Consider the following 24916-nt stretch of genomic DNA (forward strand, 5'->3'; position numbering starts at 1 on the left):
AGGTTTGCCTGTCCGTGCGGCTCCGCACGGAAGAGTGGATGGGTTGGCAGCCGGTCAGGCTGCCGAGTCGACGATGACGGCTTCGAGGTCCTCCCGGAGCCTGCCGGTCAGCGTCGTGAGGGTGCTGACCTCGTCGGGATGCCAATGCTCCAGCGCGCTGTCGATCAGCTCCGCCCCCCGGCGGAAATAGTCCTCGACGACCGCCCGACCGGCCGGCGTCAACGAGACGAAACTCGAACGCCCGTCACCGGGATCGCACCGTCGCTCGACCCGGGCCTGCGCCTCCAGCTCGGCGACCTGTCTGGTCACCACCGACGGGTGGACGTGCAGGGTTGCCGCCAGGTCCCCCAGCCGCATCTCGCCCGACCGGAACAGCACACCCAACACCGCGATCGAACCGACCGGCGCGGCGTCGGCAAGCCGACGACCCACCATGCGCTTCAGCGCGAACAGCTGCTGCAGCGTCGGCAGCAACGTCTGCACTTCAGCCCTCATTGCTACTCCCTTGTTGATTGCCTCAGGCAACTTTACAAGAATTGATTGCTGGAAGCAACCACATAGGCAGGGATCGGCTGTTGAACGCGTCACAGGAGGCGCGGGCTACCGCACCGGGACGACGGACTCCTGTTGCCGACCGAGATCCAGCGGCGGGATTCGTGGGTCCGGCGCTGCCAGCCTGACCCGGAGCTCGGCCCAGAGGGCGAGAATGCCGGCCGGCCACACCGCATCGGTGGTGCGGCCCAACTCATCGGACGGCCACCAGCGGTGGGCCAGCAGCGAGAGTCTCTCGTCGTCCGTGTGGCCGGTGGTGTCGACCTCGAAGGCCGGAACCGTCAGGCCGAAGAAGATCTCCTGCTGCTCGACGATCACGTCGCTGTAGCCGTGCACCGCGTGGCGCACTGCGATCGGCCCGATCAGCTCTTCTTCGTCGATGACGGCGCCGGTCTCTTCGGCCAGTTCGCGGACGGCGGCTGCGCGGTCGGACTCCCCCGATTCAACGCCCCCGCCGGGGGTGATCCACCAACTGCTCCCAGGAACACCCGGGTCACTGTCGGCGAACAGCAACAATCGGTCGGCGTCGTCCTGCAGCAGCACCCTGGCGGTGCGGCGCCGGCGTCGGGGCCGCTGGTCCGCCGGCACCGCGGTGAAGCGCTGTCGGCCGCCGGCGGCGGGTTCGCTGCTCACCCGGCCACGGTAACCGGTGGGCGGTAGTCCGGCCGATGGCCACCGGCCGGGCCGAACGTTCAGATCAGGCCGAGGCTTCGTCCTGCAGGTCGGCGCGCTTGCGCAACTCCCGGCCCCGGTGGTCCATCTCGGTGGACGACTCGGCCATCTTCGGCCGCAGCGTGCTCCCCCAGTTGTCGACGAATCGCTCGGCGTTTCCGCCCTGCCAGACGACGCCGTCCAACATCCCCTGGATATTGCCCATCAGTCCGTTCATCTGCTCGCTCTGTCCGCGCATCTGCGAGGCCTTGCCACGGCAGTAGTCGGTGTCCAGACCCTGGAACTGCTGCCGGTTGTGAGTCGTCATCATCGTCACCTCGTGGTCGCTGGGTTTGACGGAATTGCCCGCTGTCCGCCGTTGGAACCCTTCGAAGGTAAGTCGAGTCGTACGATCCGTACATCCTGCCGGCGGCGGAACGTTCCACCTTCTCCGTCGCGCGGGCGCATTCCAGACCGGCAGCGGCGACGAGGGGGACGGGTGGAGACTGGCCACGGGGAACCGGCGGGCCCGGCCGTGATCGCCGGCGCGCTGGTCCTGGACGGTTTCACCGACGTAGTGGCGGTCGCCAGCGGCGGCGACAGCACGATCTACCGGGCCCACCAGTCGTCGCTCGACCGCGACGTGGCGATCAAGGTGGTCAGCCTGTCGGAACCAGAGGAGTTGCGCCGCTTCGAAAGGGAGATCTCGCTGACGGTGCGGCTGGGCCGCGCGCATCCGAACATCGTCACGGTCTTGGACACCAGGACCTTGCCGGACGGCCGGCCGTGCATCGTGATGGACTTCTTCGAGCTCGGCTCGATCCACGACCGGCTGCGGGTCGCCGGGCCGTTCGCTTCCGACGAGGTGGTGACGATCGGCCGGGTGATCGCCGACGCGCTGGCCTTCGCTCACGATCAGCGGGTGGTACACCGGGACGTCAAGCCGCAGAACATTCTGATGCTGCCGACCTCGTATGTGTTGGCGGACTTCGGGATCGCCCGGTCCGTCGATGCCGGCCACACCGCATCGCTTGAGCGGCTGAGCTATCGGCATGCCTCCCCGGAAGTGCTCGACGGCCGGCCACCGGAGCCGACGGACGACCTGTGGTCGCTGACGTCGACGATGGCCACCCTGCTGGAGGGCCGGGCGCCGTTCGCTGCTGACGACCCGGGCGAAGACTCCGCACTGGCCTACCTGCGCCGGGTTCGGCTGGGCGAGCGGCGACCACTGCCGGCCGACACCCCACCGGCACTGGCCGCACTGATCGATCGCGGCATGCATCCCGATCGACGTCGGCGGTTCGGCAGCGCGGCGGAATTGATGGCTCAGCTGCGTGAGCTCGACCGGCAGACCACCAGCTGGGCACCGCAGGAAACCGGATCCGGTTCGGCGTTGCCCGGCGTCGACCGTGCCGTGCAGGATGGCTCAGCTACCGCACCCCGACACGCCGCCATCGCCGCTACCGTCCCCGAATCCAAGGCCGCAGGGGTCGCGGCGCCTGGCTCCGACCTGCCGGCCGACTCCGAGGACCGGCTCTGGGCACCGGGACCGAGGGCCTCAGCACCTGAAGCCGCAGCACCCGAAGCCGTGGCACCCGAAGCCGTGGCACCCGAAGCCGTGGCACCCGAAGCCGTGGCACCCGAAGCCGTGGCACCCGAAGCTGTGGCACCCGAATCCACAACACCCGGACGCACGGCACCGGAAACCACGGCACCCGGCGACCCAGCACCCGCCGACCTGGCCGCGCCCGTTCGGTCGGTCGCCGCGGCGACCACCCCGGTAGGCCCGGCCGCGGCGTCCGGCGCCGAGCGACCGGAGGACGCGGAACCGACCGGGTGGCGACCTGAGACGGCCACTCCGGCGGGTCGAGCGGGCGACGGTGTCCCACCGGGACAGGCGGCTCCGCGGCCACCAGCGGGGCCGGGTGCCGACCGCGACCGGATCCCACCGAAGGTCCGCGGCCGGATCATCGTGCTGGCCGCGGTCATGCTGGTGGCCGCCGCCGTCCTCACCTACTTCCTGGTCAGGACCCCGCCGCCGCCCGCGGCCGGCCCCGACACCTCCACACAGGTCACCGGCACGATCGCCGGGCTCGGCGCTGCCGGCGGGTCCGGCACCGCCGCCACCGCGGTGAGCTCGCGGCGGCTGTCCACCAGCGACCCGGACTACACTCCGCAGTTCCTGAAGATGTCGGTGGACGGGAACCTGCTGATCGTCACCGTGCGAGGTCCGCAGGCCGACGATGCCGCGCTGGCGCTCTTCGATGCCACCGACTACGACCGGACGGCCAACACCGGCAATCTGGTTCCGCTGACCAAGGATCCGGTGGCCAGGGCGAAGGAGGGCGACACCCAGATCTCCGTACCGCTGCCGGCCGGCCGCAAGACGATCGTGGTCGCGGTGATGGGCCTGTCCCCGGACAGCAACAAGAGCGGTATCGCCTTCTCGCCACCGCAGAAGATCGGCTGACGGCTGCCGCCGGGCGTTGGCCGTCAGACCCGACGGCGCCAGGCCGCCGGGCGCAGGTACCAACCGATCCGGCCGGCCGGCGACAACGTCGCCTTCATCGCCTTGCGCACCTGCAGCGCATCACGCCAGGTGCCGGGCGCCACTGCGGTGCCATCCGGCCCGAAGCACTCCCGCTCGGCCTGTCGGGCAACGGTTTCCGCGGTTCGCCCGACCTGCGGACCGACCCGTTCGGAGATCGCCAGCGCCACCCGTTCGGTCGGCCAGTCGATCCCGAGCGGAATCCTCGCCAGCCGGGCACCACGTTCGACCGCGGTCCAGGCGCCCGCGGCCCCGCGCCGACGCAGCCGCAGCAGCACGGCGAATCCGCCGAGGAGCGCGAGCAGCAGCGACCCGACCAGTAGCGACCCGCCGACGGCAGCACCGACCCTGGCGCCCGCCGCCCAACCGCCGCCACCGACCGCCGCGCCGGCAGCGGCATCCGGATCGACCTGCAGGATCTCCGAGTCCTCCTGGGTCTGCGTCGACTGCTCGGCCTTCACCCGCTCGTGGTGCTGCTGGGCCGGGGTCTTGTTCGGACCGGGCACCGGGTCGAACGCCACCCAGCCGACGCCGGAGAAGTACACCTCCGGCCACACCGACATGTCCCGGCCGAGTACCGGTCTGGTCGCTTCCGTGACGCCGGGCGCCGCCGAGAGCTGGGCACCGACCACCACCTTGGTCGGCAGGCCGATCGAGCGGGCGAGCACCGCGAAGGCCGAAACGAAGTTCTCCGCGGACGCGGACTTCGCCGGCTGCGCCGGGCCGGCCCCGACCAGCTCCGCCACGGCGTACATCGAGGTGCTGCCGGAGTCCTTGGGATCGACAGAACGCCCTTGGCGCAGCGCCGCTTCCAGGGCAGCTGCCTGGTCGTAGCGTCCCGGATAGTCCCGCACAACGGCATCCACCCAGGTCCGAAGGTCGTCGCTGACCGTCGGGGTCTGCAGGTACGGCGCCGCCGCCTGCTGATCGGGAACACCCGCCGTGGACAGCGATGCGTCGTCGGCCACGTCTACCGAACCTGTCACGGTGTACGGCCGCGGATCGCTCCCCTGACCGATCCGGCCGATCGAACCGCCGGTCAGGTCCTGCACGGCGTCCGCCAGCGACACCGAGGCCACCCGACCACCGGCCGGCAACAGATCGCCGGGCAGCTTGCCCGGCGTCACCCGCATCGAGTATGCCGCGGTCAAGGTGCCGGTAGCGAGTTCGCTGAGCCGGGGGCTGCCGAACAACGCGAAATCGGTTCCGGTGGACCAGCTGTTGCCGTCATAGCCGATGTAGTCGGCTACCGCCACCCGGTCGGGGACGACGCCTGCCACGGTGAACAGTTCAGTGTCCCACCCGTCGGCGTTGCGGTCCTGCCAGGCGGACAGCTGCGGCAGCAGATTCTGCTGCTCGACAACGATCCGCGGCGGCGTCACGTACTGCCGCACGTCCCAGCCCGGCGCCGGATTGCTGAGGGCGACCAGAGTTGCGCAGACCGCGCAGACCGCTGCGGCCCCGATGGCCGGCATCGAGATCGGCGTCCAGGCCAGCAGGGTGACCAGCACCAGGGCCGCTGCCACCACCCCCCACCGATCGGCGGCGCCGGCCGTGAGCAGTTGCCCGGCGGCATACAGCAAGGGCGCCATCACGATCGGCGCAATGCCCATCGGCCGGCCCGGACCGCGTAGCTGGGCCCGCACCACCACGAAGGTGTGGGCGAGACCGACCAGCAGGAACGCCGGTGCCAGCAGATCCAGCCGGGCCGGCGTCCCGGGCGGTGTCGACAGCAGTGCGGCGACCGAGTCCAGTAACACCCGCCAGGCCGGCCGGGCGATCTCGGTGTCCGGGCCCACCCGCGGCGTTCCGGACACCATCAGGTAGCCCAGCACGATCACCACTACACCGATGCCGGGGCCGGCCAGCAGCACCGGCACCCGCAACCTGACGGCGACGACGAAAAGCCCGAGCACCAACCAGCATTCGCCGGCCAGCAGCAACGCCGGCCACCATCCGCCGAAGGTGGAGCCGAGGAACATCGAGGCGAGCGTCATCACCACGGTGGCACCGATCAGCGCCCGCCGGCCGAGTGCCGGACGCGGCGGCTTCCCGGTGGCGCCCTCGACGGTGTCGGCGTCGGTCACGACCGGCCGATCCTGCACCCCGGCGCTCATCGGTCGCTCATCTGGCCGCGCCGGTCAGGTTGCTGTCGATGCCGGACAACCTGCGCAGCACCATTTCTGCGGTCGCTGCCCGCAGCACCAGTACCCCGCGGGTGGCCTCGGCGCGCGGTGCGGAGGCATCGCCGCCGGCCTCGTCCGACCCGCCCCCGCCGTCCAGCTGCAGGATCACCATCATCCGGTGGTCGTGCCCGCCACCGAGCCGATGGGCGAGTTCGCCGGGTTCACCCTGCGGGCCGCACACCACCACGGTCAGGTCGCCGCCCGGAACCCGCGGACTGCTGTCGTCGGTCAAGGGCAGGCAGGCGATGGCCAGTTCGGTGGCCGTCAGCCCGTCGGCGTCGGCGCTGTCGACACCGTCGCGCCCGCGGCCGGTCCAGGTCACCGGCAGCCCGCTGCGCACCGCGAAGCCGACGACGCTGGTGGCCACGTCGAGCATCTCCGCGTAGGTCTCTGGCTCAGTACCGGACACGTTGTCCACCACCACGTTCACCGATGAGACCGAAGGTTCGGCGTCCTGTCGGATCATCAGCCGACCGACCCTGGCGGAGATCCGGGCGTTCACCTTCCGCAGATCGTCGCCCGGTGCATACGGCCGCAGGCTGCGTAGTTCGGTGCCCCCGCCCTCGACCTCGTCCGACCGCAGTGCCTCGACCGGCAACAGCCCGTTCTCCGGCATCCGCATCGGCAGCGAGCGGGCCAGCACCATCACCAGGTCCTGGGTGGCGTCGGTCAGTCGCATTCTGGCCAGGCCGGCGAAGCCGAAGAACCGCAATTGTGCCGGACCGATCTGCACCGGGCCCGGCAGGTCGGTGGAGATCGGATAGTCGAGCACCGAGCCCTGGTGGTCCAGCGACATCCGTTGCGGCGTCAGCGGTCGACCGGCCACCCGTTCGGTCACCTCCACTTCGCCCCCGGGCGCCGAGGCCCGCGGGGTGATGCTCATCCGGCCGGACAGCACGGTCAGCCGGCGGATCGGCCGGTCCGGCAGGGTGCGGGTCACCGTCAGACCCCGTTGGGTCACCAAACCGATCATCGAGACCCCCACCGAGACGCCGGCAGCGATCCCGAGACCGAGCAGACCCGGATAGCGGGCCAGCGCACCCATCAGCAGGCAGCAGCCGGCGACGATGGCCAGTGCCAGCCCGCGCCCGGTGAGCCCGACCCGCCGCCCGGCGCGGGCCGGGTTCGGCAGCGGGTTCGAAGCCGGGTTCGGTGCCGTCATCGCCGGTCCGGTCAGTTCTGCGGCCGCGGAGCCGACACCGACGCGACCACGTCGGCCAGGATCTCCTCCACCGGTACCGGTGTCGAGCGGTAGTCCTGAGCCGCGATCAATCGGTGCGCCAGCGTGGGTTCGGCAAGCCGCTGGACATCGCCGGGGACCACGAAATGTCGGCCCTGGGCCGCCGCGTACACCTGGCAGCAGCGGACCAGCATCTTCAGTCCGCGGGTGCTGACCGCCACCCGCAGCCGCGGCTCCGCCCTGGTGGCCAGGCCGATGTCGCGGATATAGGCCAACACGGGCGGTGCGATGTGCAGGGTGGCGAGCCGCCGCGACCAGCTGGCCAGCTCCTCCGGTCGCATCACCGGGCTGATCCGGTCGACCTCGCCGGCGCCGCCATTGGGATCGATGGCCAGCAGCTCGAAGTCCGGATCCGGGACACCCAGCGAGGTCTTGATCGCGAACCGGTCCAGCTCGGCCAGCGGCAGCCGGAAGGTGCCGTCGGCGTCCAGCGGGTTCTGGGTGGCAAGGGTGACGAACGGATCGGGAACCCGATGGGTGGTGCCGTCGACGGTCACCGTGCGTTCGGCCATCACCTCCAGCAGTGCGGACTGGGTCTTGGCCGCCGCCCGGTTGATCTCGTCCGCCAGCAGCACGTTGGTGAACACCGGTCCGGGGCGGAACGTCAGCTCACCGCTGTTGGGTTCGTACACCAGGCCGCCGGTGATGTCGGCCGGCAACAGATCCGGTGTGAACTGGACCCGGCTGGACGATCCGCCGATGGCGGCGGCCAGCGCCCTGGCCAGCGTGGTCTTGCCGGTCCCGGGGAGATCCTCGATCAATACGTGACCGTTGGCAGCCAGGGCCACCGCGACCAGCTCGATCACCCGGCGGCGGCCGACCACCACGCCGTCGACGGCCGAGCACAGCTTGTCGAACAGCAACCGGAACCCGGCCACCTCGTTCTCGGTGACCGGCCGGATCTGGGTGTGTTCTGGCTCGACGGTGACGGTCACTGCTGCTCCTCGGGTTTCGGTGCGTCGGCCGCCGGCGCGTCAACGGTGTGCTTGCCCCTGGCCCGCCGGCGCCCGACGTTGATCAATCCGGCCAGGAACAACAGCCCGGCGGCGGATCCGTAGCGGGACAACGGGTTCTGCACCGGCGCCGCGGACTCCTCGGTGCTCGGCTGCAGCCAACCGGTGTCGCCGCGCAGCTTCGGCATGCAGGTATACGGGCCGGTCGGGCACGGCTCGGGGGTGTTACACATCGGCATACCCGCGAGCCAACGATCGCCCCGCAGATTGCTGCACTGGACACCGTCGTAATTCAGGTATGCGGTCGCGCTGCCGACCACAGCGCCGCCTTTGATCGCGTTGACGGTAATGGTGATGTCGTCCATCGCGGTGGTTCCCCAGGTCACGGACGAGCTGGTCGTGGTCGTGGTCTGTGTTTGATTGCCGTACGTGCCGACGTACGTCACCTTGTAACTGTCGGCGCCGGCGGCCGGCGCCGTCCAAGCCACCGAGACCTTGAACCGCATCTGTGCAGGCGACAACCCGGTCGGGTTGGGGTTCGGGACGTCTTTGTCCAGGCCCACGCTGGTACTGGCGCTGCTCGTTCCGGCCGCGTTGATGGCCATCACTGTGATCGACACCGAGCCGAGCCCGTCCGGATACTGCTTCGAGGCGGAGGTGCCAGCGACCGGGACATCCGTCGCAACCCCATCCTTGGTGAACGTCACCTTCCAGGACGTCGCGCCGCCACCACCGGACCAGTTGACACTCACCAGGTTTGCGCTCGAGCCATGGGAACCGATGGTCACCGCTCCGGGCTTCTGCGGCGGCACGTCCTTGTCCAGGCTCACGTCGGTGTTCGCGCTGGTCGTCCCGGTGTCATTGGTGGCCGTCACCGTGATCGACACCGCGCCGAGCCCGTCCGGGTACTGCTTCGAGGCCGTCGTCTTGCCGGCCGCGACGTTCTGGGTCGAAGCCACCCCATCCTTGGTGAAGATGACCGTCCACGATGTCGCACCCGTGCCACCGGACCAGTTGACGCTCACCAGGTTTGCGCTCGAACCATGGGACCCGATGGTTACCGCTCCCGGCTTCTGCGGGGCCGGCGGAACATCCTTGTCCAACTCGACCGTCTTCTGGGCGTTCGTCGCACCGGCGGCGTTGCTCGCCACCAACTGCACGGTCACCGTGCCCAGACCGGCCGGATAGCTCTTCGTCGCCGAGGTGGCGTCGCCGGCCAGATCGGCCGTCTCCGTGACGCCGTCCTTGGTCCAGCGCACCTGCCAGCCGGTCGCGCCGCCGCCACCGGACCAGTTGACGCTCACCACATTTCCGCTGGAGGACGCGGTGTCGATGGTGACCGCGCCGGGGACGGCAGCCGGAACGTCTGACGTGTTGGTCACCGAGGTGTCGGCACCGGCCGTGTCCGTGACGGAGGTGTCGGTGTTCGTGGTGACGGTGGACGTGGTGACGGTCGCCGAGTCGGTTGTATTCGTCGTCGAGCCGCCGTTGGGCTGCTGCCCGTGCGGCTTTCCACCGGGGTGGCTGGTCGACGTCCTGGAGCCACCGAGATCGAGCTGATTGCTCGGCTCCGAGCGGACCCGCACGCCGTCACCGAAGTCGGCGATCACCTCGAACCGCACCACGCCGGACAGATTCGCCAGCCGGACCGTTGCCGAGCGCTGCGATCCGCCGACGTCGGTTCCGCCGGCGCCGTCGGTGGTCTGTACCCGGTAGCCGATCGGGATCTCGTTCGGCGGCTGCCAGGTCACCGTCACCATGCCCGGCGCGGTCATCCTGGCCGACACCTGCCGCGGGCCGTCATGGGTGCGCGGCGAGGCGTTGGTCACGGTGGTGTCGGCCGGTCCGTTGACCGTCACGCTGGTCGACGTGTCGACACCGCCGCCGTTGTCCGCCGGCTGTTGGTGCGAGCGGGGCGCGTCCTGCGACGCGCCTGCATCCGGCGGCTGCGGTGCACTCCGATCCGGCTCCGACGTCGACTGTTCGGTGGTCTGCTGTTCGCTGCTGGAACGCTCCGCGGGTGGGTTGCTGCTCGGCGCTGCGCTGCTGGTGGGCACGGACGGGCCGGTCGCGGTGGCACTGGCCTTCTTCGGCTTGTGCACAGGGACGGCCGGATCCTTGATCGTGGTGCGGTGCTGGCGGCCGGCGCTGTCGACCGTCACCGCCTGCTCCGCCCCGGGCGATGACACCACCAGCGCGTCGTCATCCTTGGTGATCTGCGGTGTCTCGGTGCCGCCGGTCACGATGTCCGGTTGCGCGGAGCGCCCCGTGCGGTCGAGCACCACGGTGCGCCCCTGCCCGGCGCACGGCACGTACACCCGGTCGCCGAACACCGCCGGCTTACCCGGGTCGGTGCAGCCGGTCGAGCCGAGGTTGGTCATCCGGACCTGGTCGCCGTCCAGGATCAGCACCGACTTCTGGTCGGTCACCGTCACCGCGACCAGATCGTTCGGCGTGTCGTCCGCCGGCACCACCTCGCCGTCCAGGTCCTGGACGACGGCCGCCACATCCTTGCCGGTGCCGACCTGGATCACCGTGCGGGTCGACGGCGAGAAGACCGTCACACCCTTGCTGTGCGGCACCATCTTCGAGCCCTTACCGGCGCCGTCGACGGTCGAGTTGCCGTTGGTCAGGAACCGCCCGGCCTCGTCGGAGTAGTGCAGCGAGGTCAGTTCGCCGTTCTCCCCCAGCGCCCACAGGTCCTCCTGCTCGTCGACCACCACGTCGGCCAACGGCCCGGAGGCGACGAACGCCTCGCCGACGTCGACGTTGGTGCCGGGCTGCACGCTGCGGATGACGCCGGTGGTCAGGTCCGCGAGATAGGTCCGGCCGGTGCGCAGCAGCCACTTGTGGGTGCCGGGGTCCTCGGTCCTCGGCTGGGAGGCGACCATCTCGCCGACGTCGATCGACACGGTCCGTCCGGTGGCCGGCGAGGTGACCAGCACGACGCCGTTCCCCTGCTGCACCGTGACGGTCCCCGGCACGTCGACCGCGACCTTGGTGACCGGCTCGCCCGTCACCGGGTTGATCTGTACGACGGTGCCGTCGCCCGCGGCGACCCAGGTCTGCCCGTCCGAGGTCTGCGAGGTCGCCCTGGCCACGCCGGCGCCGAACACCACACCTGAGGCCAGCGCGGCCGCCACCACCAGCAGCGCGGCCTCGGTGGCGCCGCGGTTCCACAGTGCCTTCAGGCCGCTGCGCACCGACCAGCGGCGCACGGACCAGCGGGACCGCCGAACATCGGCGGCCCCGGTCGGGGCTGGGTCGGCCATGGTGTTCCTCCCTCGGCACTGCGCACCTCACCTGCGGCGACCCGATCGTCGACCGGTCGGACGGTGACCCCCACAGTGGACCAGTTGGAAGGTTAACAACGCATCTCGCCGAGGGCGGAACCTTCCGCAATATCCCCCCGAACCGGGTGACGCGGACATTCTGCCGGGGTGGTCGTAGAGTCAGTAACGGGACCACGACCCGACCGGGACGAACCCACCACCCTCGCTGAGTAACTGCCGGCCGCCGGTGCCAGGGCGACCGATGACCAGGAGACACCCATGATCCGGATGCTCATCCAAATCGCCGTCAACCTGGCGTCCTCCGCCGTCGCCTTGCTGATCGCCTGGTGGCTGATTCCCGACTTCCACCTCGAGGCGGGCGGTTTCTTCATCGCGGTGGCGATCTTCACCCTCGCGCAGAGCGTGCTCGGCCCGTTCGTCTTCAACCTCGCCCGCCGCTACTCGGCGCCCCTGCTCGGCGGCATCGGTCTGGTATCCACGCTGTTGTCGCTGTTCATCACCAGCCTGCTGCCGGGCGGGCTGTCGATCGTCGGGTTCGGCACCTGGTTCCTGGCCGCCCTGGTGGTGTGGCTGATCACCGCGATCGGCGGCTGGATCCTGCTCGGAATCCTCGCCAAGCGCGGCCGGGCACGGCAGCAGAACAGGAATGACGAGCGGGTCATCGATCGGCTGCAACAGCAGGGCCGCATCCCCAAGTCGACCGACCAGGGCTGACGGCCCACGGGCGCTGCAGGTCGCCTCAGCCCGCAGTGACGAACTGCAGCACCCTGGCTGCTCCGGCCTCCACCAGTAGTCCGCGTCCGATTCCGGTCAGCGGCTCCATCGGGTACGAGGGCACATCGCAGCCGGCCGGCATGCCGTCGTTGTCGTGCGGCATCAGCAACACACTGCGGCGGGTCCGGTGCAAGGCGTCGACCAGTCCGGACTGCATCGTCGCGTCCCGCAACTGATCGGTGTGCACGGCCGCGAGCAGGGCAATGTCGGAGCGCTCTCCGGCGGCCGCCGCGCCGACCAATCCGGCCAGGGCCCCGAGCAGGTCGCGGACGATCTCGTCGTGGTCCCAGCGCTCCTCGAGCCGATGCACGTCGTCGACCAGGATCGCCGCCCGCACCTGACCGTCGGTGGTCGGCGCGCCGAGTCGGTCCAGCATGGCGGTGAGCTCGGCCAAGGCCTGATCCGGCCGGCCGAGCTCGACCGCGCCGAACCGATCGAAGGCGCCCGAGGAACGCGGGCTGACTGCGAGGATCGGCAGCCCGGCGTCCTGCCGGCGCAGCGCCTGCCCGATACCGGCCAACAGGCTGGTCCGGCCGGACCCGGTGCGGCCGCAGACCAGCAGCGGACGACGGCCCAGCGGCACCCCGACGGCGGTGACGGAGTCCGCCTCGACCCCGAGATAGGTGGTGCCACCGACCCCGACCGGCAGCGCGGTCGGCGACACCCGGTCCGGCATCACCGGCACCTTCGTCACCCTGGTGCCGGAATGCCGGTCGTCCCAAGCCCTGGCGGCGTCCGCCAGCGCGGCGGGATCGACGGTGGCGTCGGCGATCTGCGCCTCCAGGCGGCCGAAAAGCGCCCGGCCGGCGGCGGCGTCGGCGTCCAGGATGTTCATCGGCACGCCGAGCATCGAGTAGTCGTCCTCGGTGGTCATTCGCAGCACCAGCCTGGCGCCGACCGTTGCCAGCAGCTGCATCGCCAGACCGCCGCGCTGCGGGCTGGTGCCGATCACGTGCACACCGCATCGGCGACCGTCCTGCAGCAGCGACTCGAACAACGCATAGTGACTGCGGCGCATCATGTTCCCGGCGTCGATGGTGTCCACCATGGCCGGCAGGTTGTCGATCAGCAGCAGCACCCGCGGAAGCGTGTGGCCGATCCGGGCCAGGTCGACCAGATCCGCCGCGCCGGTGCCGGCCAGCAGCGCGTTGCGCTCGTCGACCAGCCGTTTCAGGGTGCGGATCAGCCGCAGGGTCCGCTCCAGGCCGGCCAGCGGGACGACGGACGCCACGTTCGGCAGCTCCTCCAGGGCGACCAGGCCGCCACCGGCCGCGTCGATGCCGTAGATCAGCGTCGGAGCCTCGTCGGTCGAGGTCAGTGCAGCGACCGCACACGCCCGCAGGGCCGCGGTCTTGCCCGACCCGGAGGTGCCGTAGATCAGCGCGTTCCCGGCCCTGGCCAGATCGAGTTCGAGCGGGATCTGCCGCTGGTTGGCCGGGTCGTCCAGCAGACCGAGGGTCAGCACTCCGGGCTCGGTGCCGGCCTGGGCCGGCAGCGGCAGCGACTCGGGCAGGGCGGGCAGCCAAGGCAGCCGCGGGTCCGGCCGGCCGCTGAGCCCGTGCGCCCGGTTCACCGTGTCCACCAACCGGTCAAGGTCGGTGCGCGGGTTCACCCGGTGGGCGCCGGCCGCCCCGTGCGATCCGGCCGGTCCGAAGGCGCCGGACGGATCGGGCTCGATCGCCGAGTGCGGCCGGACGCTGACCGGTGAGAGCGAATCCGCCACCGGTTCCCGGCCACCGACGTAGGCGACCTGCACCAGCTCGGTGGAACCGTGACCGGTGCGCCGGATCCAGGCCCGACCCGGTGTGCGACGGGAGATCCGGGCGGCGTCGGTCGTCTCGATCACGTCGTCAGAGTCGTCGCCGGAGGCCACCCGCAGCGCGATCCGCAGATCGGTGTTCGCCTTGATCTGATCACTGATCACCCCGGACGGACGCTGGGTGGCCAGAATCATGTGCATGCCGAGCGAGCGACCGCGCTGGGCGATCGACACCATGCCGTCGATGAAGTCCGGCACCTCGGCCAGCAGGGCAGCGAACTCGTCGACGCAGATCAGCATGGACGGCGGCGCGGCCTCCGGGTGGTCCCGCTCCAGCGCCAGCAGATCCTTGGCACCGTATTCGGCCAGGATGTGTTCCCGCCAGGTCAGTTCGGCGTTCATCGAGACCAGCGCCCGGTGCACCAGCGCGGGCGTCAGATCGGTGATGTAGCCGACCGTGTGCGGCAGATCGGCGCACTCCCGGAAGGCGGCGCCGCCCTTGTAGTCGACCAGCAGGAACGTCATCCGGCTCGGCGGGTTGTTGGCGGCCAGCGAGACGATCAGCGATTGCAGCAACTCCGACTTGCCGGCGCCGGTGGTGCCGGCGACCAGCCCGTGCGGGCCATCCTCACGCAGGTCAAGGCTCACCAGACCGTCCACCCCGACACCGATCTGGGCGCGCAGCCCGGTCGATCCCGCCCACCGCCGGCAGATCGCCGTCGCGTCGTCCAGGTCGTCCAGGTCGCTCCCCAGCTCGGTGAACCGCACCGCACCCGGCAACGCGGTGTCCGGCGCAACGGTAGCGGCGACATCGCGGAACGCGGACAGCTGCCGGGCGTACTCCCACGACGTGGTCAGGTCCAGCCCGTCCACCCGGTCAAGGGCCAGCACCCCACCGCGGTCGCGGATCAGCACGCTCGGGCCGTCGGCCGGCGCGCCGCCGATCAGGTCGAGCAGCACGCCGGTGGCCGCCGGGGCGTGATGCCGGCCGGCGCCGAGCCAGATCACCGTGCAGTGGCCCTGCCCGGTGGCCAGCGACTCGACCACCCGCCGCGGCACTCCGGCGGCCTCGTCGACCACACAGATCACGTGGTGGTTGCCACCCGATCCCTCGGCGAGCGACTCCACCAGGGCCCGGCCGGCGGCCGGTCCGATGGTGACGCTGGCCGCCCCGCCCGGCCGGGGACCGGCGTGCGGCAGCCAGCGCAGCACGCCCTCGAGGTCACGACGGGCCGGTGACAGCGCGGCACAGATCGACACATCGAACGGCGAATGGTTGACGGCGATCCTGATCAGCAGGCTGCGAACGGCCGCGTCGACCTGCTCGGCGCTACCGACCACTCCGAACACCTTGGCGCCGAGCACGTCCGGGGTGACCGGCAGTTCGTCGATGGTCGCGGCCGCGGCGATCAGGCCGCGGATCTCCTCGCGCAGTTCGGCTCCGGGACTCAATTGCGGTGCCTTCAGCCGGGTCTTGGCCGGCACCGTGCCGATGCCGACCCGGACCGACAGGAAGTCCGGATCCCGCGGGGTACGCACCCAGACCAGCTGTCGGTTGGCCAGCCGCCGGGCCAGGCCGTTGACCTCGGGATCGTCCTGATAGGCCTGGTCCCGTTGCGCGACGGCCAGTTTCGCCACGCCCTGGCGGATCTCGTCGCACTCGTCGCGCCAGGCGATCACGTCTTTGCGATGTTGGCTCAGTTCCTGCCGCCGCTGGATCAGGTGGCCGCCGATCATCGCGACCGGCCAGGCCAGCAGGTAGACCATCGAACGGCCAAGGCCCATTGTCGACATCATCGAAGCACCGAGCACCAGTGGCATCGCCAGCATGGCCCACGGGAAGTGATGCGGCGACGGCTCCGACGGCGGGGACGGGAGGTCGACCTCCGCCTCCGGCACCGACACGCCGAATCGCGGAGTCCGGGTGACCGCCCCGGACCCGAGCGCGCTGCCGCTCTCGACGGACCGGGTCGCCGGTGCCGGGTCGGCGCGGTGCGGCGGGGCGGACAGCAACAGCACTGTTGTGCCCAGCCGCAGCCTGGTGCCGAACGGCACCAGGGTGGGACGGCGGATCGAGACGTCCTGGTTCGCAACCCCTTGCTGGAACGTGCCCGAGGCCGACCCGTCGTCGATCACCGTCGGTTCGCCGTCCAGCTCGAGATGACAGTGCCGCCGGCTGACGTCCGGGTCACTGAGCTGCACGGTGCTGCTGCTGCCGCGGCCGATGGTGGCACTGCGGCCGGTGAGTTCGTAGGTTCGGCCGGCATCGGGGCCGGCCAGCACCTCGATGATCGCCACCACCGCCGACGCCGGCCGGCGATCGGTGGCCCGCAGCCAGCCGTCCGGAACGGACTCGACGCTGATCAGTTGCCCGTTGCGCAGTCCGGTCTCGGCCAGTAGCCGGTCGGCCGGCCACACCGCGCCGTCGGTGGTCGGTGCGAACAGCGTCCGGCTCCGGCCGCCCTGCAGGTGGCTGCCCAATGCTCGGGCGAGATCGCCGACGGTGGCGCCGGTTTCCGCTCTGACCTCGACGTCGACCGGCGGGATGCCGGACCCGCGGCTGGGGATCACACTGAGGCAGATCATTACGGTCCTCCTGCTGGGCGTGGTGCAGACTCCTCGACGCTAGGGCGCTGGCGTGCCCGGCCACCAACTGTCGGGGGCGGAAGCTTCCGGTTGTTCACGGCATGCCGGAAGGGCGGCACCGCCACGGAATCGATCCGCGGGGCGCCGCCCTTCCAGGGTTCGGGCCGGCTGTCCGGTCAGTGCGAGCCGGAGGCCTGATCCTGCTGCTCGGCTTCCTTCTTCAGCTGGGTGCTGGCCGACTCCAGCGCCTGCGCCACCGACTTCAGCGCCTTGGTGTACTGGGTGGTCCAGGAGTTGCGGAAGGTGTCGGCGTCCTGGCCGTACCACTCCGTCTCCTGCAGCTGGCGGGTCAGGTCCTTGGTGATGGTCAGGATCTGCTGGGCGTCGGTGGTGCACGAGCTGGCCAGCTTGCGTCCCTGCTCGGTGTTCATGCCCTTCAGGCCGGTGGGTGCCATGATGATTCTCCTTCGAAGTGTTCCGGCGCTGTTGCCGGAATGCGATGTCCGCCCGATGGTTTCGGTGCGGCTGGTGCTGGTGATGCAGGTCCTGCGATGGTTGTTCCTGCTGTGCCACCGGCGGAACAGTGATCCACCCGCGGCAGGTCAGTGCCCTGGTCAGGCCGGCAGCCCGGGCTGCGCGGCGAAGACCTCCTCCCCGGACTCAACGGAGTCGTCGTCGTTGTCCGAGCGATTCCGCCGGGCGTACAGGCCGCCGAGCAGAGAGGCGGCGACCGCCGCTCCGCTGAGCGGCACGGCCGCCGACCCGGTCGGGGTTTGCTGGGCCGCGGTCGCGACCAGCCTGGTCTGCACGTCGCCGCCGGCGCCGGAACTCCCGGTGTCGACCGAACCGCCGCCGTGGGCGGTGTAGACGACCTCGGAGCGCGCCGGCTGGCTCGGCTGATTCGCTGCGGGCTCCGGGCTGTAGCTGCCGGAGCCACCGCCGGAATCGCCGCTGCCGGACCCGCCGCCGGATTCTCCGCTACCGAGATCGCCACCGCCCGAACCACCGCCGCTCGAGCCGCCCGATTGTTCGGCTGGGAACGAGTCAGGTTGTGCGGCAGACATTTCCGGTGCCGAACCGACCAACGATCCGGCGTCCGGCGCGACGGCGAACTGCTGGTCGTCCGACCGCGACGACGGAGTCAGGGTGTCGTCCGCCGCGAAGTACGACTGCGGTTCGTCGGAGTACGGCTGGTCGAACGATCCGACGTCCGTACTCCCCGGGCCGGCGGGGGTATCGACGAACTCCGGTGTGTCCGCTGCGCCGACATCCGCGGTCTCGATGCCCAGGTGCTCGCGCAGCCGGTCCAGATCGGACTGCAGGGAACTGATGTCGCCGGCAACCGCATCGGTGTCGATGCCGGTCGGGGTGTCGACCGACCCATCGTTCGACCCGTCACCCGCACCGTCGGCGACGGTGCCGTCGGCGTTCAGCACACCGAGCTCGCGTAGCGCTCCGATCACCGCCTGCCAGATCTGCCCGGCGGTGAACGTCGGTGGCGTCCCGGCCGGTCCGTCGGTGCCGGAGCCCGTGCCGGAACCCGCGTCGGTGCCGGAACCCGCGTCGGTGCCGGATCCCGCATCGGTGCCGGATCCCGCATCGGTGCCGAATCCCACGTCGCTACCGCTTCCGGTGTCGGTGTCGGTGCCGATCCCGGTGTCGGTGCCTGCCCCGGCGTCCGTGTCGCTGCCGGTGCCGCCGGTCGCCGCATCGCCGTCGGTGTCGCCGATCAACTTCTCGATCGCGCCGACCAGCGCCCCGAGCTTGGTGATCTGCTCCGACAGCGTGCCGTCGGCGACGCCGTCACCGTCCACCGACTCGGCGAACGCGCTGAGCTTGGTCAGGATGTTCGCGACGTCGCCGACCACGGTCTGCAGCTTCCCGGTGTCCAGCGAGGTCGTGTCGACCGCGCCAACCTCAGCTCCGGTGATGGTGGAGCTCTCCGGATCGGCGGCCTTGTCGACTGCCGCCGGATCACCCTTGAGCACCGGGGCCGGCACGTAGCCGGTGTCTCCGGCGTCGATGATCAGCCGGTTCGAACTGGTGTCCTTCTGGACGGATGACGCGAGCTTCACCACGTTGGCGAACAGTTTCAGGTTCTTCGAGACCGCTTGCAACAGCGGGATGACGCTACCCTTGATGTACGCCGACAATGCCGCGGCGTATCCGGTCCAGCTCATCGCATCGAGCGCTACGCACAACGCCTTGAGCGCGATCACCATGGTGTCGGCGAACTCCGCCGCCTCGGTCATCTTGGCCACGATCTTGTCCAGACCATCGGTGTCCGAACCGCGGAATCCTGCCGTGCTCGCCTGCTGGGTCATCCGTCCCCACCTCCCCGCTTCTCCTTGTGCCATCGCGTTTTTCGCCCGGTACGTTCCGGGATCGCGATGTCCGTTGGGAGAAAGCTATGGCCGGGTTGGCGACCTGCCAAACAAATCAGGGGTGGAAACTTCCGCCTTCTCGCCGGCGGCCGGAGGCCGGACCGACTCGATCGGGGTGGCTGTGCGAGTCAATTCTCGTTGCGGCTCAATCGTTTCGGGACGCCTGGCGGGCGCGTTCCACCGCCCGTTCCGCGGCCCGCTCGGTCGCCTTCCGCTGCACCTGCGCGAGGTCTTCCGGCGTCACCAGCCGGACCTCGGCCGCCCGTCGGCCGACAGCGAACCGGACGTTCTGCGATCGCCCCTCGGAGCGGGTGAACGGATCGTCCACCCGGCCGAATGCCAGTCTGGAGATGATCTTGATGGCGTCGTCCACCCGCTGTGGGCGGACCAGGTTCCAGGCGTACGTGTTCCACTGCGCCACCCGCTCGTAGATCTCCCGGTTGCTGGGCGGCCGCGGGTAGTCGTCCTGCCCGACCAGCCAGGGTTCGGCCAACGCGAGCGCGACGAACCACTCGCGGCCGAACTGCTCCAGGGTCGGCGCCGCGCTGGTGGCCGCGCTGTCCGGGTCGCCGCCACCGGTCGGCGGCTCGGCCGGGTCCGTCAGGTCAACCTGCTCGATGTCCAGATCGAGCTCCAGATCCGTGTATCGGCCGGCAGCGTCGACCGCCCCGCGCAGCAGCACCAGCTGGTTCTCGCCCTCGTCCAGCAGCGCGACCATCCCGCGGGACAGGGTCACCCGTCGGGCGCCGGCCGGCGCGTCGAACAACGACGACAAGCGCGCCTCGCCGGCGCCGCTGAACCTGATCCTGGCCACCTCGCTGCCGACCTCGATGGTCAGCGCGGTCCTCGAGGTGTGCTCGGCGGCGGTCGGCACCTTGACGAACGTGGTCTGCAGGCCGGCGGATATCGGTGGGTCCGACTGTGGATCCCGTCCGATCACGATGGTCTCCCCGGATCCGACAACCACAGCCGCCACGGACCGCCCCGAAACACTCACCCTCAGCATCGGGTCAGCATAGAAGGAGCCATCGCCACGCGCGGCCGGATCGCCGCGCAGTACGAGGGTCAGCGGCTACCTGGTCAGCGTCCGAACCGCACCGAAGCCGGCGAGTTGCTCGGCGGTCCAAGCGACAGGACGAATGCTGAAGTCGGTGACGGTGTAGTCGGCCCGCATGACGAGTGCGATCGACGATCCGCTGATGACGCCTGTAGCTCCGTGCGGTCCCCGAGCAACCGGAGAGACGAAGGTCCCCGTCAACAGGATCATGATCTGCGGCTCGGATCCGTCGTCGAGGTCGCCAAGGCCCAACCGATGAGCCTGGCACTGTCACACCGGCAGGCCGCGCGGCCGGCGCTGGCAGCGCGGACACAGGTACGACGAGCGGTTCATGAACGCCTCGCGCCGGATCGCGGTGCCGCAACGCCGGCACGGCAGGCCCTCGCGGCCGTAGGCATCAAGGGTGCGGTCGAAGTAGCCGGACTCCCCGTTCACGTTGACGTACAACGCATCGAAGCTGGTGCCGCCGACCGCCAGCGCCTCGGACATCACCTCGGTGGCCGACTCCAGCACCGCCCTGGCGGCCGGCCGGGACAGCGTCGCGGTGGGCCGTCGGTAATGCAGTTTGGCCCGCCACAACGCCTCGTCGGCATAGATGTTGCCGATTCCGGAGACAATCGTCTGGTCCAGCAGGGCCCGCTTCAGCTCCGTGTGCTTGGCCCGGATCGCGGCGACCGCCGCATCGATCGAGTACTCGGGATCCAGCGGATCCCGGGCGATGTGGGCAATGGCGTCCGGCAGGTCGGCACCGTCGGGAGCGAAGGCGAGACCGCCGAACGTCCGCTGGTCGAGGAAGTCGAGAGTCGGGCCGCCGTCATCGAAGATGAACCGGACCCGCAGGTGCGGATGGTCGAGCACCGGCGCGGCCCCGTCGGTGGCGTCGAACTGCTCCGGCCGGCCGTCGGCGGGCTCGCCGATCCGGAACTGCCCGCTCATTCCCAGGTGGGCCAGCAGCGCGTCGCCGTCGTCGAGCACCATCCACAGGTACTTGCCGCGCCGACGGACCTGCTCGATCCGCCGGCCGGCCAGGATCGCCGCGAAATCCGCGCGACCGCCGGGATGACGACGCACCGCCCGGTCGGAGTGCACCAGCACCCGCGAGAGGCGGCGGCCGGTGACGTGCTCGGCCAGGCCGCGCCGCACCACTTCGACCTCGGGCAGCTCCGGCATGTCGGTCAGTCGGCGGTCTGGTCCGCCGGCCCGGCGGCGGTGTCCCCAGCTGCCGTGTCGTCAGCGGGGGTGGCGTCAGATCCGTCGTTGATGCTGTTGTAGGCGGTGGCCGCCGCCTGCTGCTCGGCTTCCTTCTTGGTCCGGCCGGCGCCGTTGCCGAGCGGTTCGCCGCCGACGATGACCACCGCCTCGAACGTCTTCGCATGGTCGGGGCCGTCCTCGGTCACCTCGTAGACCGGCAGCCCGAGACCCTCGGCCGCCGACAGCTCCTGCAGCGAGGTCTTCCAGTCCAGCCCGGCACCCAGCGACGGCGCAATCACGATCAGCTCGTGGAACAGGCGGTGGATCACCCCGCGGGTGGGCTCCAGCCCGAGCTGCAGGTACAGCGCGCCGAGGATCGCCTCGACCGCATCGGCCAGGATCGACGCCTTGTCCCGGCCGCCGGTGAGCTCCTCACCGTTGCCGAGCCGGATCAGCTGGCCGAGGTTCATCGCGCGGGCCACCCCGGCCAGCGCGTGCATGTTGACGATGGACGCCCGCAGCTTGGCCAACTGCCCCTCGGGCAGGTCCGGATGGGTGCGGTACAGCTCCTCGGTCACCACGATGCCCAGCACCGAGTCGCCGAGAAACTCCAGCCGCTCGTTGGTCGGCAGGCCGCCGTTCTCGTAGGCGTAGGACCGATGGGTCATCGACAGCACAGCGAGCTCGGCGTCGATGTCGACGCCGAGCTCGGTGGACAGCTGTGAGACGAGTGCGGAATCGGGAAGTTGTGGCCCACGCGCCGCACCGCTCATCGTTTCGTCAGACTGCTTGTCAGACGCCGACGACCTGGCGACCGTCGTACTGGCCGCAGTTCGGGCAGGTGATGTGCGGCGGCTTCAGCTCGCCGCAGGCCTTGTTGCTGCAGGGCGCGAGGGTCGGGACAGTGGCCTTCCACTGCGACCGGCGGGCATGGGTGTTGCTGCGGGACATCTTCCGCTTCGGGACAGCCACGACTACTTCTCCTTCGGTGTTTCCTGCTGGGAATTGCCGGCAGATTCGGGTGACGAGGCAGCATCAGCCGACGAGGTCGAACCGAACTTTTCAGCAAGCGCCGCCCAGCGCGGGTCCAGTATCTCATGAGAATGACCCGGTTCGAGCTCGGCGAATCGCTCGCCGCACTCGGGGCACAGCCCCGCGCAGTCCGGGCTGCACAGCGGGACAAGCGGCAGCGCCAGGGTCAGTTCGTCGCGGACCAGCGGCAGCAGGTCGATCAGGTCGTCGACCACCCGCGGCAGTTCGTCGGTCTCGGTGGTCTCGTCGGTCGCCGATCCGGGGTAGGCGAACAGCTCCCGCAGGTTCGACTCGACCGGCTCGCTGACCGGGGTGAGGCAGCGAGCGCACTCGCCTGTGGCCTCGGCGTAGGCCGTGCCGGACACCAGCACGCCCTCTGTCACCGACTCCAGTCTGATATCCAGCTCAACCTCGTGACCTGCGGGAACGGCGAGCACCTCGTTCCCGATCGGGTCGTCGACCGGGAGATCGATGGTCATCGCCTTGAGGCTTCCGGGTCGCCGACCGAGGGGCCTGATGTCCAGGACCCAGGGAGAGTTGTGGTCGGGGCGCGCGGCAGTCATGATCTCGATCCAGCTTCGGGGATGTCGTGGTGGTCCAGCGGGTGGGTGCTCCGGAGAATGCGGCCCGACGTCGACAGGTTCGCCGGGCAACCACCCCAGAGTAGTGCAGGCCGGCAACCCCGTGATGATTCGAGCTCACGCCGCGAGCCCGGCATCGATGACGCCGCACAGTGAGAAGCGTCACTCCCGGTAGTCGGCGACCGCACCCGAACGTAAGGAGGTCCGGCCACGGCCGACCGTCCGCAGGGTCTTGGTGAGCGTGTCCTCGAGCCCGGCGAGTTTGCCGTCCACGTAGGTGTCGCACTCGGCCCGCAGTCGGTCGGCCTCGCCGTGTGCCTCGTCCAGGATGTCGGCCGACTGAGCGTGCGCGGCCTGCACCACCTCGGACTGCGAGACGAGCCGGGCCTGTTCGGCCCGGCCGTCGGCCACGCTGCGGTCGTGCGCGGCCCGGCCAGCGGCGATCAACCGTTCCTGCTCGTGCTGGCCCCGGTCGACCAGCCCGTCGTGCTGGTCCTGGCCGGCCTGCACGGCGCGTTCGGCGTCCGCATGCGCGCGCTGCATGATCTGCTCGGCCCGCTGAGCGGCCTCGGCAACCATCCGGTCGGCCTGCGACTTGGCGCCGCCCACCGTGGCCGCGGCCTCCTCGCGCGCGGCGGTCACCAGCCGCTGGGCCTCGGCCTCGGCACCGCTGACGGTGTTCGTCGCGGTGGTCTGCGCCTCGGAGATCATCTGGTCGCGGTGGTCGAGCACGTCCTGTGCGTCGTCCATCTCCCCCGGCAACGCGTCCCGGACGTCGTCCAACAGATCCAGCACGTCGCCACGCGGGACGACGCAGGACGCCGTCATCGGAACGCCGCGCGCTTCCTCGACGATGGTGACCAGCTGGTCAAGGGCCTCGAAAACCCGGTACACGGTGACGTCCTCCCTGTTGTTCTGCGGTCTCAGTCTGCCAATCGGCAGCGTCCGCAGCCGGGAAGCCACGCGGGACTCGGGCAGGGAGCCCGGCCACAGTGCGATCAGCCGAGCTTGGCGGCCAGCGCGCGCTGGACCACCGGCGGCAGGTAGGGGCTGACGTCGCCGCCGTAGCTCGCGACCTGCTTGACCAGGGATGACGACACGAACGAGAACTCGGCACTGGTCGGCATGAACAACGTGTCCACCCCGGTGAGACCGGAGTTCATCTGGGCCATCTGCAGTTCGTAGTCGAAGTCCGACACTGCTCGAAGACCCTTGATGATGGCGTTGATGCCGTTGCGGGCGCAGTAGTCGACCAGCAGCCCGCGGAACGAATCGACCCGGACGTTCGGCCACTCGGTGGTGGTGGCGGCCAGCAGCTCCAACCGCTCGTCGAGGTCGAACATGCCGTGCTTCTCCGGGTTGATCAGCACCGCCACAGTGACCTGTTCGAACAGGCCGGCCGCGCGGCCGATCACGTCCAGGTGGCCAAGGGTCGGTGGGTCGAACGAGCCGGGGCAGACCGCATGCGAGGCCGACCCGGGCCGCGCCGCTCTGGCGGCCGGCTCCGGTGACTCGGATTCCGGCGGGAGGTGGGTGGTCATTGCGCGCGACCGTAGCAGAGCAACGTGTCGCCGTACCGCTTCGCACGCACGGCGATCAGCGGCGCCGGCCAGTCCGGCTCGCCGGAGCGTGCGCTCCGTTCAACGACCACCTCGGCGCCGGGTGCGAGCAGCGGTCCCAGCGCAGCGAGCACGGCATGCAGTTCTGCCGCCGGCAGATCGTAGGGCGGATCGGCCACCACCAGGTCGAAGCTGCGGCCGGCCAGCCTCGGCAGCGCCGCTTGCACATCGGCACCGAGCACCTCGACCGGAACGCCCGGTGCGGCCGCGGCCTGCCGACCCGAGGTTCCTTCGGTCAACCCGGCCACATTGGCGCGCAACGCCTCCAACGCCCGGCGATCCTTCTCCACCGAGACCAGCGAGGCTGCTCCCCGGCTCAGCAACTCCAGTCCGAGGGCACCACTACCGGCGTACAGGTCCAACACCGTCGCACCGTCCAGCGCGCCGGCGGCTTGCAGAGCGTTGCCCAATGCCGCCCTGATCTTCTCGGCCGTCGGCCGGGTGGTCCCGCCGCTGGGCGTACGCAGCGTCCGGCCCTTCCAGTGCCCGGCAACGATCCGCGTCATCGCC

Annotated in this window: 21 protein-coding genes; 2 read left to right on the forward strand and 19 right to left on the reverse strand. The window is 70.3% G+C overall.

The features are described from left to right. Positions 1–54: 54 nt before the first annotated feature. The 3 genes from K340_RS26665 to K340_RS35605 all read right to left on the reverse strand — a co-directional run bounded on the left by K340_RS26665 (position 55) and on the right by K340_RS35605 (position 1531). A complete protein-coding gene (locus K340_RS26665; RefSeq protein ID WP_084613911.1) occupies positions 55–495 on the reverse strand; it encodes a MarR family winged helix-turn-helix transcriptional regulator in 441 nt (146 codons plus the stop codon). 105 nt (positions 496–600) lie between these two features. Then, positions 601–1185, reverse strand: a complete 585-nt coding sequence (locus K340_RS26670; protein WP_051264756.1) for an NUDIX hydrolase — start codon at positions 1183–1185, stop codon at positions 601–603. A gap of 64 nt (positions 1186–1249) precedes the next feature. Then, a complete protein-coding gene (locus K340_RS35605; protein ID WP_029135373.1) occupies positions 1250–1531 on the reverse strand; it encodes a hypothetical protein in 282 nt (93 codons plus the stop codon). A 171-nt stretch (positions 1532–1702) separates the two neighbouring features. Here K340_RS35605 and K340_RS0101330 point away from each other — a divergent pair, with 171 nt between their 5' ends. Beyond that, positions 1703–3673 carry a serine/threonine-protein kinase gene (locus tag K340_RS0101330; protein ID WP_029135374.1) on the forward strand — a complete coding sequence of 657 codons (1971 nt, stop codon included), beginning with the start codon at positions 1703–1705 and terminating at the stop codon, positions 3671–3673. 23 nt (positions 3674–3696) lie between these two features. Here the strand turns inward: K340_RS0101330 and K340_RS0101335 are convergent, their stop codons facing one another. Genes K340_RS0101335 through K340_RS0101350 form a run of 4 tightly spaced genes read right to left on the reverse strand, consistent with a single transcriptional unit; the run spans position 3697 to position 11402 of the window. After that, positions 3697–5868: a transglutaminase-like domain-containing protein gene (locus K340_RS0101335; protein ID WP_029135375.1), complete on the reverse strand. Its 2172-nt coding sequence runs from the start codon at positions 5866–5868 to the stop codon at positions 3697–3699. A 7-nt stretch (positions 5869–5875) separates the two neighbouring features. After that, on the reverse strand, positions 5876–7099 hold the full coding sequence (locus tag K340_RS0101340) for a DUF58 domain-containing protein (protein ID WP_029135376.1): 1224 nt from the start codon (positions 7097–7099) through the stop codon (positions 5876–5878). Between the two features lie 11 nt (positions 7100–7110). Beyond that, complete coding sequence (locus K340_RS0101345; protein ID WP_211229203.1) at positions 7111–8112, reverse strand: AAA family ATPase; 1002 nt, start codon at positions 8110–8112, stop codon at positions 7111–7113. After that, positions 8109–11402, reverse strand: coding sequence for a hypothetical protein (locus tag K340_RS0101350; protein WP_029135378.1), 3294 nt, complete (start codon positions 11400–11402; stop codon positions 8109–8111). The genes K340_RS0101345 and K340_RS0101350 overlap by 4 nt, the downstream gene beginning before the upstream one ends. Before the next feature lie 279 nt (positions 11403–11681). On the opposite strand from K340_RS0101350, the gene K340_RS0101355 reads away from it, so the two are divergent. Beyond that, the gene (locus K340_RS0101355) at positions 11682–12137 is read left to right on the forward strand and encodes a phage holin family protein (protein ID WP_029135379.1); all 456 of its coding nucleotides are present in this window, start codon (positions 11682–11684) and stop codon (positions 12135–12137) included. Between the two features lie 25 nt (positions 12138–12162). Here the strand turns inward: K340_RS0101355 and K340_RS0101360 are convergent, their stop codons facing one another. From K340_RS0101360 to K340_RS0101415, 12 genes are all read right to left on the reverse strand, one after another. Beyond that, positions 12163–16542, reverse strand: a complete 4380-nt coding sequence (locus K340_RS0101360; RefSeq protein WP_029135380.1) for an FtsK/SpoIIIE domain-containing protein — start codon at positions 16540–16542, stop codon at positions 12163–12165. Between the two features lie 176 nt (positions 16543–16718). Beyond that, positions 16719–16997: a hypothetical protein gene (locus tag K340_RS0101365; RefSeq protein ID WP_037362183.1), complete on the reverse strand. Its 279-nt coding sequence runs from the start codon at positions 16995–16997 to the stop codon at positions 16719–16721. Between the two features lie 159 nt (positions 16998–17156). Continuing rightward, positions 17157–18866, reverse strand: coding sequence for a hypothetical protein (locus tag K340_RS0101370; RefSeq protein ID WP_029135382.1), 1710 nt, complete (start codon positions 18864–18866; stop codon positions 17157–17159). A gap of 205 nt (positions 18867–19071) precedes the next feature. Further along, the gene (locus K340_RS26675) at positions 19072–19866 is read right to left on the reverse strand and encodes a hypothetical protein (RefSeq protein WP_211229204.1); all 795 of its coding nucleotides are present in this window, start codon (positions 19864–19866) and stop codon (positions 19072–19074) included. A 132-nt stretch (positions 19867–19998) separates the two neighbouring features. Next, positions 19999–20235, reverse strand: a complete 237-nt coding sequence (locus tag K340_RS0101380) for a hypothetical protein (RefSeq protein ID WP_029135383.1) — start codon at positions 20233–20235, stop codon at positions 19999–20001. An 18-nt stretch (positions 20236–20253) separates the two neighbouring features. Continuing rightward, positions 20254–21153 carry a bifunctional DNA-formamidopyrimidine glycosylase/DNA-(apurinic or apyrimidinic site) lyase gene (mutM, locus tag K340_RS0101385; RefSeq protein WP_029135384.1) on the reverse strand — a complete coding sequence of 300 codons (900 nt, stop codon included), beginning with the start codon at positions 21151–21153 and terminating at the stop codon, positions 20254–20256. A gap of 5 nt (positions 21154–21158) precedes the next feature. Further along, positions 21159–21947 (reverse strand): ribonuclease III, encoded by a 789-nt coding sequence (rnc, locus tag K340_RS0101390; RefSeq protein ID WP_029135385.1) that lies wholly within the window; start codon positions 21945–21947, stop codon positions 21159–21161. A gap of 19 nt (positions 21948–21966) precedes the next feature. Continuing rightward, positions 21967–22146, reverse strand: coding sequence for a 50S ribosomal protein L32 (rpmF, locus tag K340_RS0101395; protein WP_029135386.1), 180 nt, complete (start codon positions 22144–22146; stop codon positions 21967–21969). Positions 22147–22148: 2 nt separating this feature from the next. Next, entirely contained in the window at positions 22149–22769 is a 621-nt protein-coding gene (locus tag K340_RS0101400) for a YceD family protein (protein WP_029135387.1), read from the reverse strand. Between the two features lie 180 nt (positions 22770–22949). Further along, the gene (locus tag K340_RS0101405) at positions 22950–23681 is read right to left on the reverse strand and encodes a DivIVA domain-containing protein (RefSeq protein ID WP_029135388.1); all 732 of its coding nucleotides are present in this window, start codon (positions 23679–23681) and stop codon (positions 22950–22952) included. A gap of 104 nt (positions 23682–23785) precedes the next feature. Then, a complete protein-coding gene (gene coaD / locus K340_RS26680) occupies positions 23786–24328 on the reverse strand; it encodes a pantetheine-phosphate adenylyltransferase (RefSeq protein WP_084613913.1) in 543 nt (180 codons plus the stop codon). Beyond that, a complete protein-coding gene (locus K340_RS0101415) occupies positions 24325–24912 on the reverse strand; it encodes an RsmD family RNA methyltransferase (RefSeq protein WP_029135389.1) in 588 nt (195 codons plus the stop codon). The genes coaD and K340_RS0101415 overlap by 4 nt, the downstream gene beginning before the upstream one ends. Positions 24913–24916: the final 4 nt, after the last annotated feature.

Source organism: Nakamurella lactea DSM 19367, assembly GCF_000426645.1.
Classification (GTDB): domain Bacteria; phylum Actinomycetota; class Actinomycetes; order Mycobacteriales; family Nakamurellaceae; genus Nakamurella; species Nakamurella lactea.

Excerpts from the sequence above, each read along its gene's own strand:
- K340_RS26665 (WP_084613911.1), bottom strand. The coding sequence starts at position 495 with ATGAGGGCTGAAGTGCAGACGTTGCTGCCGACGCTGCAGCAGCTGTTC.
- K340_RS35605 (WP_029135373.1), bottom strand. The coding sequence starts at position 1,531 with ATGACGACTCACAACCGGCAGCAGTTCCAGGGTCTGGACACCGACTAC.
- K340_RS0101335 (WP_029135375.1), bottom strand. The coding sequence starts at position 5,868 with ATGAGCGCCGGGGTGCAGGATCGGCCGGTCGTGACCGACGCCGACACC.
- K340_RS0101340 (WP_029135376.1), bottom strand. The coding sequence starts at position 7,099 with ATGACGGCACCGAACCCGGCTTCGAACCCGCTGCCGAACCCGGCCCGC.
- K340_RS0101350 (WP_029135378.1), bottom strand. The coding sequence starts at position 11,402 with ATGGCCGACCCAGCCCCGACCGGGGCCGCCGATGTTCGGCGGTCCCGC.
- K340_RS0101355 (WP_029135379.1), top strand. The coding sequence starts at position 11,682 with ATGATCCGGATGCTCATCCAAATCGCCGTCAACCTGGCGTCCTCCGCC.
- K340_RS0101360 (WP_029135380.1), bottom strand. The coding sequence starts at position 16,542 with ATGATCTGCCTCAGTGTGATCCCCAGCCGCGGGTCCGGCATCCCGCCG.
- K340_RS0101365 (WP_037362183.1), bottom strand. The coding sequence starts at position 16,997 with ATGGCACCCACCGGCCTGAAGGGCATGAACACCGAGCAGGGACGCAAG.
- K340_RS0101370 (WP_029135382.1), bottom strand. The coding sequence starts at position 18,866 with ATGACCCAGCAGGCGAGCACGGCAGGATTCCGCGGTTCGGACACCGAT.
- mutM (WP_029135384.1), bottom strand. The coding sequence starts at position 21,153 with ATGCCGGAGCTGCCCGAGGTCGAAGTGGTGCGGCGCGGCCTGGCCGAG.
- rnc (WP_029135385.1), bottom strand. The coding sequence starts at position 21,947 with ATGAGCGGTGCGGCGCGTGGGCCACAACTTCCCGATTCCGCACTCGTC.
- K340_RS0101400 (WP_029135387.1), bottom strand. The coding sequence starts at position 22,769 with ATGACTGCCGCGCGCCCCGACCACAACTCTCCCTGGGTCCTGGACATC.
- coaD (WP_084613913.1), bottom strand. The coding sequence starts at position 24,328 with ATGACCACCCACCTCCCGCCGGAATCCGAGTCACCGGAGCCGGCCGCC.
- K340_RS0101415 (WP_029135389.1), bottom strand. The coding sequence starts at position 24,912 with ATGACGCGGATCGTTGCCGGGCACTGGAAGGGCCGGACGCTGCGTACG.